At 48.2% G+C, this 15,000-nt stretch carries 13 protein-coding genes; 5 read left to right on the top strand and 8 right to left on the bottom strand.

Annotated features, from left to right (window positions below):
* Positions 1–210 precede the first annotated feature (210 nt).
* From D0S45_01585 to D0S45_01575, 3 genes are read left to right on the top strand one after another with little or no spacing between them, the layout of a single operon-like run.
* Entirely contained in the window at positions 211–444 is a 234-nt protein-coding gene (locus D0S45_01585; GenBank protein TIH20058.1) for a ferrous iron transport protein A, read from the top strand.
* A gap of 3 nt (positions 445–447) precedes the next feature.
* Positions 448–2,628 carry a ferrous iron transport protein B gene (gene feoB / locus D0S45_01580; GenBank protein ID TIH20057.1) on the top strand — a complete coding sequence of 727 codons (2,181 nt, stop codon included), beginning with the start codon at positions 448–450 and terminating at the stop codon, positions 2,626–2,628.
* A 49-nt stretch (positions 2,629–2,677) separates the two neighbouring features.
* On the top strand, positions 2,678–3,745 hold the full coding sequence (locus tag D0S45_01575) for a DUF1016 domain-containing protein (protein TIH20056.1): 1,068 nt from the start codon (positions 2,678–2,680) through the stop codon (positions 3,743–3,745).
* Positions 3,746–3,867: 122 nt separating this feature from the next.
* On the opposite strand, the gene D0S45_01570 is transcribed toward D0S45_01575, so the two are convergent.
* The 8 genes from D0S45_01570 to coaE all read right to left on the bottom strand — a co-directional run bounded on the left by D0S45_01570 (position 3,868) and on the right by coaE (position 12,746).
* Entirely contained in the window at positions 3,868–4,038 is a 171-nt protein-coding gene (locus D0S45_01570; GenBank protein ID TIH20055.1) for a transcriptional regulator, read from the bottom strand.
* A gap of 283 nt (positions 4,039–4,321) precedes the next feature.
* Entirely contained in the window at positions 4,322–6,943 is a 2,622-nt protein-coding gene (gene clpB / locus D0S45_01565) for an ATP-dependent chaperone ClpB (GenBank protein TIH20054.1), read from the bottom strand.
* 290 nt (positions 6,944–7,233) lie between these two features.
* On the bottom strand, positions 7,234–7,548 hold the full coding sequence (locus D0S45_01560; GenBank protein ID TIH20053.1) for a MerR family transcriptional regulator: 315 nt from the start codon (positions 7,546–7,548) through the stop codon (positions 7,234–7,236).
* 12 nt (positions 7,549–7,560) lie between these two features.
* Positions 7,561–8,550 carry a J domain-containing protein gene (locus tag D0S45_01555; protein ID TIH20052.1) on the bottom strand — a complete coding sequence of 330 codons (990 nt, stop codon included), beginning with the start codon at positions 8,548–8,550 and terminating at the stop codon, positions 7,561–7,563.
* A 332-nt stretch (positions 8,551–8,882) separates the two neighbouring features.
* A complete protein-coding gene (locus tag D0S45_01550; GenBank protein TIH20051.1) occupies positions 8,883–9,209 on the bottom strand; it encodes a hypothetical protein in 327 nt (108 codons plus the stop codon).
* The gene (locus tag D0S45_01545) at positions 9,191–9,790 is read right to left on the bottom strand and encodes a hypothetical protein (GenBank protein TIH20050.1); all 600 of its coding nucleotides are present in this window, start codon (positions 9,788–9,790) and stop codon (positions 9,191–9,193) included. The genes D0S45_01550 and D0S45_01545 overlap by 19 nt, the downstream gene beginning before the upstream one ends.
* A 182-nt stretch (positions 9,791–9,972) precedes the next feature.
* Entirely contained in the window at positions 9,973–10,704 is a 732-nt protein-coding gene (locus tag D0S45_01540; GenBank protein TIH20049.1) for a rhomboid family intramembrane serine protease, read from the bottom strand.
* 392 nt (positions 10,705–11,096) lie between these two features.
* A complete protein-coding gene (coaE, locus tag D0S45_01535) occupies positions 11,097–12,746 on the bottom strand; it encodes a dephospho-CoA kinase (protein ID TIH20048.1) in 1,650 nt (549 codons plus the stop codon).
* A 196-nt stretch (positions 12,747–12,942) separates the two neighbouring features.
* Here coaE and upp point away from each other — a divergent pair, with 196 nt between their 5' ends.
* Entirely contained in the window at positions 12,943–13,569 is a 627-nt protein-coding gene (upp, locus tag D0S45_01530) for a uracil phosphoribosyltransferase (protein ID TIH20047.1), read from the top strand.
* A 61-nt stretch (positions 13,570–13,630) separates the two neighbouring features.
* The gene (locus D0S45_01525) at positions 13,631–14,884 is read left to right on the top strand and encodes a uracil-xanthine permease (GenBank protein TIH20046.1); all 1,254 of its coding nucleotides are present in this window, start codon (positions 13,631–13,633) and stop codon (positions 14,882–14,884) included.
* Positions 14,885–15,000: the final 116 nt, after the last annotated feature.

Below are 15,000 nucleotides of genomic sequence, written 5' to 3'. Positions count from 1 at the left end.
AAGAACGTTCTTGTTTGATAAGAAGAGAGACATACTTGTTTAGTGGGAAATTGCTTTGCTGAAAGTTTAACGAATTTTGTAGGATTTGAGATTGACTTTCAATCAGGGGCATGCCTATGAGATTCGTTTCGCACAGCGGTAAAGTAGACTGACTGTTGTTGAAAATGCTATTCAGAATCATGTTGCTAGATATAAGGTTTTAGGGAAGTTATGTCTGTATCGCTTAGGACAATGAGAAAGGACCAGAAGGGTGTTGTTGTTGCCGTTAATGCCAGCGGTGAACTTGGTCGCCGTATCCGTGACATGGGGCTGGTTCCCGGCACTGAATTTATGGTCGTGGGCCGTGCGCCTCTTGAAGACCCCGTGGCGTTACGTATGAAGGGTTTTACCTTGACTTTGCGTAATAACGAAGCTGATTTTATTGTGGTCAAGCCGGAGGATTAACTCATGGGCACAGAATATTTTGTAGCACTCTCAGGCCAGCCCAACTGCGGAAAGAGTACTATGTTCAATGCTCTGACCGGAGCAACTGCGCGGGTGGGCAATTACCCGGGGATTACGGTTGACCGCACTGAGGGGCGTTATTGTACTCCTGAATTCTGCGCCAATTTGGTGGACTTGCCCGGAACATATTCTCTTACTTCCTATTCCATGGAAGAGGTTGTTGCTCGCGATGTAATCGTTGATGAGAAGCCTGACGTGGTCATCAACATGCTTGATGCCACATCCCTTGAGCGTTCCCTCTATCTTGCCGTCCAGTTTATGGAGATCGGTGTTCCGGTCGTGCTGGGCCTGAACATGATGGATGAGGTGCGCAAGAAAGGTATCCGTATTGATTCTGAAAAGCTTTCCGAACTCATGGGCGTCCCCGTTGTTGAGTGCATTGCCCGCAGGGGAGTGGGTAAAGAAGAGCTGATGGAATCGGTCCAGAAAGTCGTTGAAAAAACTAAAGGCCAATGGACCCCGGTAAATATTTCATATGGACATGACCTTGATCCGGCGATCGATGACATGACCGAGCTGATCACTGAAAATGAATTCATGACTGACCGTTACGATCCGCATTGGCTGGCGGTGAAGTATTTGGAAGAAGATGAAATTGTCATGAAGAACGGTCGTAAGGCCGGTCCTCTTTCTGAGCAGCTTGAAGAAAAGGTACGCACTGTTTCCGAGCATATTCAGAAAACTTTGAATACCTATCCCGAAGCAGTTCTTGCTGATTATCGCTACGGCTTCATCAACTCCATTCTCAAGCAGGGCGTAATCAGCCGTGAGGACGATCTGCGTTTTGATTTTTCTGACAAAATCGATCTTGTACTAACTCACAAATTTCTCGGTCCGGTGATCATGTTGCTGATCATGTACTCCATGTTTTACATCACCTTTAATGTCGGCGCAGTGCCGCAGGGGTGGGTTGAAAGTGGATTTGCGTGGTTTTCCAATACGGTTGGTTCCTTGCTTCCGGACGGGCTCATTAAATCAATGGTCACTTCCGGTGTGATTGACGGCGTCGGTGCCGTTATGGGCTTTACTCCGCTTATTTTGATCATGTTCTCCATGCTCGTTTTTCTTGAAGATCTTGGCTACATGGCCCGTGTTTCCTACATGGTCGACCGGGTGTTCCGTTCATTCGGGTTGCACGGTATGTCGATCATGCCTTTCATTATGTCCGGCGGTCTTCCCGGTGGCTGTGCTGTTCCCGGAGTTATGACCTGCCGTACTTTACGCAGTCCCAAGGAGCGCATTGCCACTATCATCACTGCTCCATTTATGATCTGCGGCGCGAAAACCACCGCATATCTTATGCTCGTCCGTGCCTTTTACCCGGACAACGCCACCACGGTCATGTTCGGACTTGTGCTGATTTCGTGGTTACTAGCTCTCTGTTTCGGGCGTTTATTGCGCTGGACCGCACTTAAGGGCGAGTCTACTCCTTTTGTTATGGAGCTGCCGCCGTACCGTATTCCCACCCTGCATGGGATCGCTATTCACACATGGGATCGCGTCTGGGAATATGTGAAGAAAGCCGGGACCGTAATCCTTGCAATCTCTATCCTCATGTGGGCCTTGATGACTTTTCCGCAGCTGCCTGCTGAACGTGTTGCGGCCTTCGAAACTCAGCGTGCACAGGCTGTAGAGCAGAGTACTTCATGGGTCGGAACTGCTCAGGAGAAGCAGTCCAAGCTTGACATGGCCCTTGCTGAAATCAGTTACAACGAGGGAGAATCTGCTCTTAAACATTCCTATGCAGGACGTATGAGCGAGGCTATTTCTCCGGTAACGGATGTAGCCGGGTTCCCGTGGCAGGCCAATGTCGCATTTATCGGCGCATTTGCAGCCAAGGAAGTTTTTGTTTCTACCATGTCCACCGCTTATTCTCTTGGCGAGGAAGATCCGGAAGAATCTCTTTCGCTCAGTGAAAAGATTGCAGCGGACAAGGCGTGGACGACCCCGGTAATCTGGTCGGTATTCATCTTCCTGATGGTTTATGTGCCGTGCATGGTAACTGTGGCGGTTATCGCTCGTGAAACCAATTGGAAGTGGGCTACGTTCTCAGTTTTCGGGTCGCTTGCTTTTGGTTATTCGCTGTCAGTTGTTATTTATCAGGTGGGTAGTTTGTTGATGTAGGAAGGCTTCGGTGTAGTGTCGGAGCTTTTTTGGGGAATGAGGTTGAGTGATGAAAAGCAGCTTGGTTAGCGCAGAGTACAAGCAATGGCTGAGAGAGTTAAAAGACAGACTCCGGCAGTCTCAACTCAAAGCGGCAGTACAGGTTAATACAACTTTACTCGAGTTTTACTGGGAGCTTGGTGCTGAGATTGTAGAAAAGCAGAAGCATGCAACTTGGGGAAGTGGATTTCTTAAGCAGCTTAGTCATGACCTTATGAATGAATTCCCCGATATTAAAGGGTTTTCTTATCGAAACCTTCGCTATATTAGAGGATGGGTGCTTTTTTATATTGATGATGATCATAATTTGGCAACAGCCTGTTGCCAAATTGGCGAAGCTTATTCTCCTATCTTTCATATCCCGTGGGGACATAATCTTGTTTTGATTTCTAAATGTGCAGAGATCAATGAGGCCTTGTATTATGCCCGTATGACTGTTGAACATAGTTGGAGCCGTAATGTATTGCTGCACCAAATTGAGAATGGTTTGTTTCGCCGTGAAGGTAAGGCCATTACCAATTTTGCAGCCTCGTTGCCGACGTCTCAGTCTGATTTAGCTCATCAGATGATTAAGGATCCATATACCTTTGATTTTCTGACTCTTGGCGTTGATCATAATGAAAGAGAATTGGAAATGGGTTTGATTGAACATATTACCAAGTTTCTTTTGGAGTTGGGGGCCGGATTTGCCTATATTGGGCGCCAGAGACAGTTGCAGGTAGGCGAACGCGATTTTTTTATTGATTTACTTTTTTATCACACTAAACTGCACTGTTATGTAGTTATCGAGCTTAAAACAGGTGACTTTGAACCAGAGTATGCTGGAAAGTTGAATTTTTACATCAAGGCGGTAGATGAGCAGATACGCACTGAGCGTGATGAGCCGACAATAGGTATTTTACTTTGCAAGTCGAAAGATAAGGTCGTTGTAGAGTATGCGCTAAGTGACATCTATAAACCCATCGGTGTTTCAGAGTATGAGCTTGGCTTGTCATTGCCTGAGGATTTTAAGTCCAGTTTGCCCAGTATTGAGCAATTGGAGTTGGAACTAACAGGTCTTCTTGATGAAGAGGGCTAGTCGTTTTATTGAGTGATTGAAAATTAGACATATAGCTCAAATAGCAAAAGGCGGAATGTTCGGGTGGTAACGAACATTCCGCCTTTTTGCGTGGTGTGAGTGGTTATGAGGTTTTAAAATTTTTAAAGAGGCTCGTAATAGCAGCGTTTGGGGCTGTGAACTTTGCCTGCTTCCCTGAGCGATTTAATGGCTTTGGAAACATCTTTGGATTCTTCACCGATTGCTTTTGCTACATCACCGGGACGAACTGGCTTGCCAGCTTCTTTCATTGCTTCGAGTACTTTATTTTCCATTTGGAATCTCCTTATTAGTGCTGCTAAGAACTATTACTAGTTAATTTTAAGTATGCGGTCAACACAAAAATTAAGATTGTATGAAGTTATTTATGCGGCTTTAAATAATGAAGGAATTTTGTCTTTTCGGGGAAAGCCAATAAGGAAAGCAGGATATAGTTTTACGCAGGGTTGTAGATCACCGCAGCGCGAAGCCAACTAAAGGTTCTGAAAGGGATGGGGTCTGGGGAAGGGAGAACTCTTGTAAGAGTTTTCCCTTCCCCAGCCGCCGGAGGCATTTTAACTATTCAGTCTTAAATTCCAATCCATCAGCACCAGCATCGATGCTGACAGTGTTCTCTTCCTGCAATTCTCCGCCGATGATCTTTTTAGCCAGCGGAGTTTCCACGTGTGCTTGTAAGTATCTGCGTAGCGGCCTTGCCCCGTAGATGGGATCGTAGGACGCGTGGGCGATGAATGCCTTGGCTTGGTCGGTGACTTCCATGGACATCTTTTGTTCTTCAAGGCGTGAGCGAAGTCCTGCAAGTTGCAGATCTACGATCTTAACGAGATCCTTTTCGAGCAGCGGCTTGAAGAGTACTGTTTCGTCCACACGGTTCAGGAATTCCGGTCTGAAATGTCCGCGCAGTACGTTCATTACGCCGTCCTGAACTCCATCTTTGAACTCTCCACTATCCTTGATTCCTTCAAGCATGAGCTGGGAGCCGAGATTGGATGTCATGATGATGATTGTGTTCTTGCAATCCACGGTACGGCCCTGAGAATCAGTGATTCGGCCATCGTCGAGGATTTGCAGCAGCACGTTGAATACATCGCTGTGCGCTTTTTCTATTTCATCAAAGAGCACTACGGAATAGGGCTTGCGGCGGATGGCTTCAGTAAGCTGACCGCCTTCATCATAACCGATGTAGCCTGGGGGTGCACCAATGAGCCGTGCAACTGCGTGCTTTTCCATGTACTCGGACATGTCCATGCGCACTATATTTTCTTCACTGTCAAAGAGCGCTTCAGCAAGGGCCTTGCAAAGCTCGGTTTTACCGACCCCGGTGGGGCCGAGGAAGATGAAAGAACCGATAGGCCGCGAAGGATCTTTCAGCCCCGCACGGGCACGCAGTACCGCTTCGGATACCGCACGAACCGCATCATCCTGACCGATTACCCGGTCATGCAGAATGTCTTCAAGGCGGAGCAGTTTCTCTCGCTCACCTTCCACAAGGCGGGTGACCGGGATTCCGGTCCAGCGTGAGATGATCCCGGCAATGTCATCCGGGCCGACAAATTCCTTGAGCAGACGTTTGCTGTCCGCAGTGACTTTGTCCTCTTCGCCTTCAATATCATTTTCAATCCCTTCAAGCTGTTGTTCCAGTGCGAGTAGGGTGGAGTATTTCAGTTCCGCAGCGCGGTTGTAATCAAGGGCGCGTTCTGCTTCCTCGATATCGAGCTTGGTCTTTTCGATCTGGGCCTTGAGGTCGCGCACCGTGTCGATGGAGCCTTTTTCTTTTTCCCATTGCTCGACCAGCTCGGATTGCTTGATCTTCATCTCGGTGAGGGAGTCTTCCAGCTTGGATAAACGCTCACGGGATGCGGCATCCTCTTCTTTGCGCAGGGCCTCGCGTTCGATTTCAGCCTGCAAAATCTGGCGGTTGATCTTGTCCAGCTCGTAGGGCTGGGAATCGATCTCGGTCCTGATCATGGCTGCGGCTTCATCGATAAGGTCGATGGCTTTGTCCGGCAACTGGCGATCAGTAATGTAGCGGGAGGAGAGTCCTGCCGCTTCCACCAGCGCGCTGTCGCTGATGCGTACACCGTGGTGCACTTCAAAACGCTCTTTCAATCCGCGCAGGATCGAGATGGTATCCTCGATGTTTGGCTCTTCAACCATAATGGTCTGGAAACGGCGTTCAAGAGCCGGGTCCTTCTCAATATATTTGCGGTACTCATCAGTGGTGGTCGCGCCGATGCAGTGTAGTTCGCCACGGGCCAGCATGGGCTTGAGCAGGTTTCCGGCATCCATTGCGCCTTCGCTTTTACCCGCGCCCACAATGGTGTGGATCTCATCAATAAAGATGAGAATTTGCCCGTCGGATTCCTGAACTTCCTTGAGTACGGCCTTGAGTCTTTCTTCGAATTCGCCGCGATATTTGGCACCCGCAATGAGCGCGCCCATGTCGAGCATGAATACTGTCTTGTCTTTCAAACCTTCAGGCACGTCCTGTTTGACGATACGCTGGGCCAGCCCTTCGATGATAGCGGTTTTACCGACCCCGGCTTCACCGATGAGGATGGGGTTGTTCTTGGTGCGTCGGGAAAGAATCCGGATTACGCGCCTGATTTCGGAATCACGCCCAATGACCGGATCAAGCTTGCCTTTGCGGGCTTCTTCCACCAGATCGCGACCATATTTTTTGAGCGCATCGTAAGTGGCTTCCGGGTTGTCGGTAGTCACGCGCTGGTTGCCACGAATAGAGGTCATGGCTTCCAGCACTTTGTCCTTGGTCAGGCCGAAGGTTTTGTTGACCTTGCCTGCTCCGGTAGAGCCGTGTTCATCCATGATGGCCAGGAAAAGGTGTTCCACGCTGATGAATTCGTCCTGCATGCGCTGGGCAATTTCTTCAGAGGCCACAATAATCCTGTTCAACCGCTGGGTAACAAATACCTGTCCGGGCTGTGCTCCAGGGCCGCTGACCCGCGGAAGTTTGCGGATTTCATCCTCGACAGCCTTTTTATAGGCCGCGGGATCGATAGATGTTTTCTGGAGAATTTTGGAAACAATGCCTTTTTCCTGATCAATAAGAGCGAGGAGCAGGTGTTCCACTTCTATCTGCTGCTGACCGTTTTTTACAGCCAGAGATTGTGCCGCAGCAATGGCGTCGTTGGTTTTTTGTGTGAATTTGTTCGGATCCATATACAGTCTCCTTTTGCTTTATCTTAATTGACTTGCATTCAAGATTCACAACTCATTTTCAGGTATACTGCCTGAAATCCAGACGCACTTCTACTGTTCTCAAAGGGGAGGGTTTATCCTCCCCTTGAGTTCATGCTGCGTTTTAGGCAGGAGTTTGAATCCTGTAGAAAGATCGCAAGTCATTGCGTTTTTCTTTGCCCCCGGCGGCTTAAACCCTTTTGAAAAAGGGTTTAATAAGAATCCCAAAACTTTTTAGTAAGCTTCGCTGCTGCCGTTTGGCTAATTATCTATTATATCAGTTTTTTCATTTCTTCTATTTGCGACTCAAGTTTTTCGACCCGGTCGAGTAGATCGACGATAATCGATCCGCCTGTGGGGGTGACATCAAGGTCCTTGCAGAGCCTTGAAAGCTTGGTCATGCGATAGAGATCGCTTGTTTCAAAGAGATAATGTCCGTCCCCGGTTGTTCCGGGCCGCACCCATTCCATGCTGATCAGTTCCAGTACTACGGTCTCTTTCAGTCCGGTCATTTCCATGACCTGAGTGATAACCAGTCGCTTGGAACTGGAAGGAGGCTGCGCTTCGTTCCTTTCTTTAATATCCATGGCGGGCCTCCTTTAGAATGAGCGGGGTGAGAAGTCGGACTTTTCAGCCAGTTCTTCCCAGAGTTTTTTCATTTCGTCAGTTTCAGCTTTGGGCACCTGAATCATGATGCGCACAAACTGGTCGCCTTTCTTGGCTCCAGTGCCGAGTCCGCGTCCTTTAATGCGCATTTTCTTGCCGCTTCCAAGCCCTGCGGGAATGTTCATTTCAATCATTCCGTCGAGGGTGGGCAGCTTAAATTTTCCGCCAAGCGCGGCTTCCCAAGGGGCAAGTTTCAGATCGAGGATAACATTGGTTTCTTCGACCTTGAAATCCTTATGCGCTGCAAGTTTGATTTTCAGGTACAGGTCACCGCGCGGTCCGTCATGCGGGCCGGGTGATCCCTGACCGGAAAGGCGAATCTTCTGGCCTTCCTTGATACCTGCGGGGATTTTAACATCCAGAGTCTTGGACTGCACCATAGGATGCCCGCCCGGTCCGGTTGCCTTTTCCTGCACAGTAACGGATTTAGGGCCGCCTTTGTAAGCTTCTTCAAGGGTTAACAACAGGATGGTTTCAGAGTTTTCGCCTTTGCGAGGCCGTTGTTGATGGCCTCCAAAACCCTGCGCGCCGCCGAAACCGCCACCGCCGAAGCTAGCGCCACCGCCGCTGAAAATGGTTTCAAAAAAGTCGCTGAAATCACCGCCGCCTCCGCCGCCGAATCCACCGAATCCGCCGCCACCGCCGCCGAAGTTCATGTTCTCGTAGCCCGGAGGCGGACGGAAATTCTGTCCATGTTCCCAGTCCGCGCCGAACTGGTCATACCTTTTGCGCTTTTCCGGGTCCTTCAGAACTTCGTATGCTTCGTTGATTTCCTTAAACTTCTTTTCCGCTTCCGGGTTATCCGGGTTCAAGTCAGGGTGATACTGCCGAGCCAGCTTTTTAAAGCCTTTAGCAATATCTTCCTTACTTGCGGAGCGGGAAACTCCTAGAAGTTTGTAGTAGTCCTTATATTTCACGCTCATCTTGTAATTACTCCTTGAGTGATTGGACGATCAATTTCTTGAACGTCACTATACCAAAGTAATTCGAAGTTGGCGCAAGTCAAGCGTAATAATTGAAATTTAGGTGGGGGGGAGGGGATATTGTATGTTTTAGTGGGTCCTTTTTGGGCCCGACATGAATAATAATTTTTATGCATACAACCACCGAGGTTATAAAAGCAAAATAAATCATATTTATGAAAATCTTTAACGTGGGGTTTTAGGGTGAGATTTAAATTTAAACTTGAAATGTTACACAAAAAAAGCACTTCGCCATCTAAGCGGGGTGCTTCACTTCAAATCCGTAAAAAAACTTAAAATAAATCTCTTACTGCATTTAGAATTTCACTAGTTTTACTGCTGGTAAGCTTGGCGATCGGGGTTAGGATGTGCTGGTTTGCAGTCAGGATTTTAGAGTAGACTGCAAAACTCTCATCTTTCTTCAGAAATCCCTGATCAATATCATTCTCAAGAATTGAAATCCTTGGCAGGTGCTTATTATTCTGAGAAGTAACAGCACATAGTATGTAATCATCATGACCATGCATGGCCAAAACAATTGCCGGACGCTTCTTCGCGTGGCTCAAATCCGTGTACGGAAAAGGAACCGTGACGATTGAACCTACTGTAAGTGTGCCCATGCTTCATCCTCTTCCGGGCTATCCCAGACTTCAGCAAGAGCTGATTCAGAAGAGATCATGCAAAAATCCGACAACTCGTTAAGCTCTTGAACCTCAGCTAAATATTTTGTGTAAAGTTCATGCGGCTCTTCTTTAAGTTTTTCCCATGCAGCGGCATACCGTAGGAAAGTTTTGGTTTCACCTGTTTCTGCTGCAAGCTCAATAATAAAACCAAGCATTGTCAGATTGGACGGTTCAAGATCACAGGCAACCTTTGCATATGAAAGAGCATCTTCAGAGTCTCCACACACAGCCATAGATGCCGCATAATTAAACAAAAGAAGGCTGTCCGTCTTATGCTGCAAAGACATCTTATGATATCTGTGCATAGCTTTTATATCATTCTGAACACAGGCAATACTGCCCAGCGCAGAAAGACCCATTGCAATATCAATTCTTTTTAACCCGATGGCTTTCTCTGTAAGATCACGCACCTGTCTGGCCCGACTGATTTCATCGATTTCAATATCATCTACCAAGTCATTAAGACTACCGATGATCTCATTAAAAATTATTTCCCCTGCGGGTAATGGAGTGCTCATAAATTCCCTTCGTTTTGTTTTACTCCTTAGATATTTATTTATTATATCTTATAAGGCAAGTACATTTCTTCGCATATAGAACAAAAAGCACCCCGCCATCAAAGCGGGGTGCGTCATTTCAAATCCTATTTCCCGATTACCTTCGCCTTATCACAGCGTGTCCGGGCGGTTTTTGGCTCTTCCTAAAAATCCTCCGGCAACTCATAATCCTTCTTCTCCGCAACATAACAATAAACACAGCGATCCTTCTTCACGAAAAATCGAATCAATATTATGCCAGCCACAAACCCACCTACGTGCGCGGCCCATGCTACTTTTTGCGTTCCTTCGGCAAAATGCTCGGATACACCGGAAAATACTTGGATCAGAAACCATAGCCCTAAGAATAATGATGCCGGAATTTTGAAGAAAAACGGTATGATGATTACCGGAAATAGGGTCAAAACCTGTCCGTGCGGGTAGAGCAGCATGTATGCTCCCATAATCCCGGCAACTGCGCCGGATGCACCGATTACGGGTGCACTGGCCGACGGATTGATGATCATTTGTATGCCGATGGCGATTAGCCCGCAGACCAGATAGAAGACGATAAACCTACCATGCCCCATGGCATCTTCAATGTTGTCGGCAAAAATCCAGAGCATCCACAGATTGAGGATGATGTGCAGCCAGCCGCTGTGCAGGAACATGTAGGTGAAAAGCGGCAGCACCCCGGCATCGGGATATCCGGCAGAAACCGCCCATTCGGGATGGAAAAATCTTGCCGGGACCACGCCCAGCAGATGGAAAAGTGCGAGTCGCCCTTGTGGAGTCAGCATCTGCTCAAAGGCAAATACCGCGATGTTGAGGATCATAATTCCGCGCAACACGTAAGGTGTTATCAGGCAGGGGACGTTATCGCGGATGGGGATCATGTGTGATGCGCCTTTAAGTTTGAGCTTGAGATTTATTAAACTAAAATCAAGTCTAACAGAAAAATATTATGATCTCTATGGGGATAGCTCCACAAAAAAGACCCCCCGCTACATAAATGCGGCGGGGGGCGTGACGAGATTGAGTTGGTAGGTAAACTAGGGGTACTCACTCCCTAAACACTAAACCTAAAACCTAATGCTAAACCTAAAACCTAATCCTAATGCCGAAAGCGGGGTTGGACCTTGCGTAGAATTCTTTTATGTAAAATGGACTTGCATCCTAATCATTATAATATGTTCATTCTTCCGACTACGGTCCTGACCCTCGTTCCAGGTCTCACTTATAAAATAACACATGGGGCGGGTAAGTCAATACTTACAAGCGCGGAAACCTAGCTCTCATCAGAGTTGAACAGCTTTTTGAGCTGATTTTCGAATAAGGTTTCCTTGTCCTTGCGCTGTGCTGCCAGAACTTCTAGAATCCGGCTTGTTTCCGAATCAAGTTTAGTCAAGTCGCTGTCATTTTCTATGATAGCGGTGCAGCAGTTCATTTTGGCTTTTTCGTCCCACTGCCATGAATCGAATACAGCTAGAAGTTCCGGTGTAATTTTGCGTTTTTCGCGTAATTCTCCGGTCCTTTTATCATTCGGGCAGCGCACCCCGATTACTGCATCAACCAGCTTTTGGGTGTGCCAGCCGCCTTCCAGCAGCAGGGGAACTTCAGCTACTGCCAGCGGTTCATCGTTGTTTGCTTTGAAAAATTCTTCCACATCATGCTGCACAATGGGATGAACGATGTTCATTACTTCCCTGCGCAGGTCATCATTTTCGCGCATGGCAGTGAAAAGGGCGGCCTTGTCAACATCTCCTGTCTCAGGATCAATAAATTTGTTACCGAATCTCTGGCGCAGCAGCTCCCATCCGGCTCCGTCTTTTTCGTAGGAGCGGGCAACGGATTCATCCGCGCTGAAGGTGGGGATCTTATTGTCCGCAAGGAGATTTAACACCGCAGATTTTCCGCCACAGGGCATGCCGATCAAGCCGACACGCTGCACTGATTTGTTCAGGGCTTTGAGCATGTCAGTGAAATCTTCGGGCGGAGTTTGGTTGAAGCTGAGTTCCTCTCCTGATTCTGGATGGGCGAAGGAAAGGGAGTAAGCGTGCAGCATCTGACGCTCGGCAAGCTTGGCAAGCTGCGGCTGTTCCTGTTCCCAGCGGGCGTGCGGCATGGAACCGTAAACCTGATCTCCTACCAGCGGATGTCCGATATGGGCCATGTGGACCCTGATCTGGTGTGTGCGTCCGGTGTAAATTTTTACTTTTACGAGGCTGGCCCGTCCGGCAGGATCAGACCATAGGGTTTTGTATTCGGAGCGAGCATCGCGTCCGCCTTTGAGGATCACCGCCATCTTTGTTTTGTGCACCGGATGACGGCCCATGGGGGCTTCAATTTCAGCGAAATCACGTTCAGGCACGCCGTGTACAATTGCCAGATAGGTTTTGTTGACTGTGCGCTCGGCAAAGGCGGTGGACATGGCAAGGCGGTCATGCTCGTTCAGGGCAATGCTGATGAGACCGGAGGTGAATTTGTCGAGACGGTGCACAATTCCGGGCCGCCATTCGTTCATGTCGCGGATTTCCGGGAAGTGGTGAATCATGCGGTGAACAAGAGTCCCGGTAGGACAACTGGGGGCTGGGTGAGTGGTCAGTCCTGCTGGTTTGTTAATAACAGCGATTCTACCATCATTATAAATAATGTCCAGCGGCAGATCTTCAGGGACCAGTGAAGTAAGTTCAGCCTCACCTTTCAGACTAAGTTCTTCATTTCCCATCAATTTCTGGTTTGGTTTTTTGCAGACCTTGCCGTTGATTTCTGCAAATCCGGCTTTGATCCAGTCTTTAACCTTGCCGCGAGAAATTCCTTCTTCTTCGAGGGCAGTTCCCCAGAATTTATCCAACCGGGTGCCGCGGTCGGAAAATTTTGCGGTGTTTGTCCACAGAAGCTGGTTCTCATTTTCTTGAAAATCTTCGTTATTGCACATGTAATTTATTCCATATTGGGTTATATTCTTGTTCAGTAATCGAAAGCTTATTTGTAATTTTCAGTAATTCCAAGTGAATATGGTTTAACTGAAAAATAGATTCTTTTTTTCTTGACTGTCAAAGCGGTGTCTTATAGAAACACGAAGTTTTGACTTTTCAGATTTTAAACAAATAACATGGGATCAAGGAGGCACCGTGGCGGTACATGTGGTAGACCATCCTTTGGTAAGACACAAGCTCGGCATTCTCCGTGAAGACGGCATCAGCACAAGTCGTTTTCGCGCACTGGCTCAGGAAATTTCCAGGTTGCTCACTTATGAAGCAACCAAAGACCTCGCAACCGAAGCTAAAACCATTACTGGTTGGGCTGGAGAAGTTGAGGTTGAGGAAATCAAGGGTAAAAAAATCACCGTAGTTCCCATCCTCAGAGCCGGACTCGGTATGATGGATGGTGTCCTTGATATGGTTCCCGGTGCTCGCGTCAGCGTTGTCGGTTTTTACCGTGACGAAGAGACTTTGCAGCCTGTCGAATATTACGTCAAGCTCGCAAGCAATATTGATGAGCGCATCGCACTTATTCTTGACCCCATGCTCGCAACCGGCGGAACCCTGCTGGCTACCATCGAACTTCTTAAGAAGTCCGGTTGTACCAACATTAAGGGTTTGTTCCTCGTCGCAGCTCCTGAAGGGATTGAGAAAATCGTTAACGCCCATCCCGATGTGGATATTTACACGGCGTCCATCGATGAAAAACTTAACGATGCAGGATACATCCTCCCCGGTCTCGGAGACGCGGGTGATAAGATATTCGGCACCAAGTAAATGTTTTTAAAGGCACCAGAAACGGTGCCTTTTTTTTGGAAAAATATTACGGAGATTACTAATGAGCATATCCAGTACTGAGTATAATTTCAGGGCAAAAGACATTGTCCTTGGCGCACAGATGCTTTTTGTCGCATTCGGCGCACTTGTCCTTGTCCCTCTTCTTACCGGTCTAGATCCTAACGTGGCCCTGTTTACCGCCGGTGCGGGTACGCTGGTCTTTCAGGTTGTTACCAAGGGTAAAATCCCCGTATTTCTGGCATCTTCTTTTGCTTTTATCGCGCCCATTATTTACGGCGTACAGACTTGGGGTATTCCTTCCACTCTCTGTGGTCTTGCCGCCGCAGGTGTTTTTTATGTTGCACTCAGTTTTCTTATTCGCTGGCGTGGAACCGATATCCTGAAAAGAGTTCTGCCCCCGGTTGTTACAGGTCCGGTCATTATGGTTATCGGCCTAATCCTTGCCCCGGTTGCAGTTTTCATGGCTGTTGGTAAAACTGGTGACGGTTCTGTGGTGCTGGTTCCTGAGAAAACTGCTCTGATCATATCCATGGTTTCCCTTGCTGTTACCGTTGCGGTTTCTCTGCTCGGAAAAGGCTGGCTCAAGCTTATCCCCATCCTCTGCGGTATCACAGCAGGTTATGTTGTTTCCCTGTTCATGGGTCTGGTCAATTTTGATGCGGTTGCAGCTGCTCCATGGATTGCAATTCCTAATTTTACCGCTCCTGAATGGAATCTAGAAGCCATCCTGTTTATTGTTCCGGTTGCAATTGCCCCGGCAATTGAGCACTTCGGTGACGTCCTCGCCATCAGCTCCGTTGCTGATAAAGATTACGTAAAAGAGCCCGGTATTCAGAACACCATGCTCGGTGACGGTCTGGCTACCTCTCTCGCGGCTTTCCTCGGCGGTCCTCCGAACACCACCTACTCAGAAGTTACCGGTGCTGTTGCCCTGATCAAAATTTTCAACCCCGCAATCATGACTTGGGCCGCAATTGTTGCCATGTCCCTCGCTTTCTGCGGTAAGGTCGGCGCATTTCTGGCCACTATTCCGGTTCCGGTAATGGGTGGCATCATGGTTCTGCTTTTCGGTGCGATCATGGTTGTTGGTATGAACACTCTCGTTCGTGCCGGTGAAGATCTTATGGAAGCACGCAACCTCGCCATCGTGGCCCTGATCGTAATCTTCGGTGTGGGCGGCATGTCTCTGCCTACTCCTTTCAGCGATGAGTTCAGACTCGGCGGAATCGGTCTTGCCGGTATCCTCGGTGTTTTTCTGAACCTTGTGCTGCCGCAACCTAAGAAAGAAGAATAGTAATTCGCCGGATTGTTTCGGCTTATTATATAGATAGACTTGTGAGAGACTTGTCCGGCAGCCCATCGGGGGCTTCCGGGCATTTCTCATTTTTTGCTTGCTGGGCAAAGACCTGC

This window comes from Marinifilum sp. JC120 (assembly GCA_004923195.1).
Lineage (GTDB): Bacteria > Desulfobacterota > Desulfovibrionia > Desulfovibrionales > Desulfovibrionaceae > Maridesulfovibrio.
This window is presented reverse-complemented; position numbering and strand designations above follow the sequence as displayed.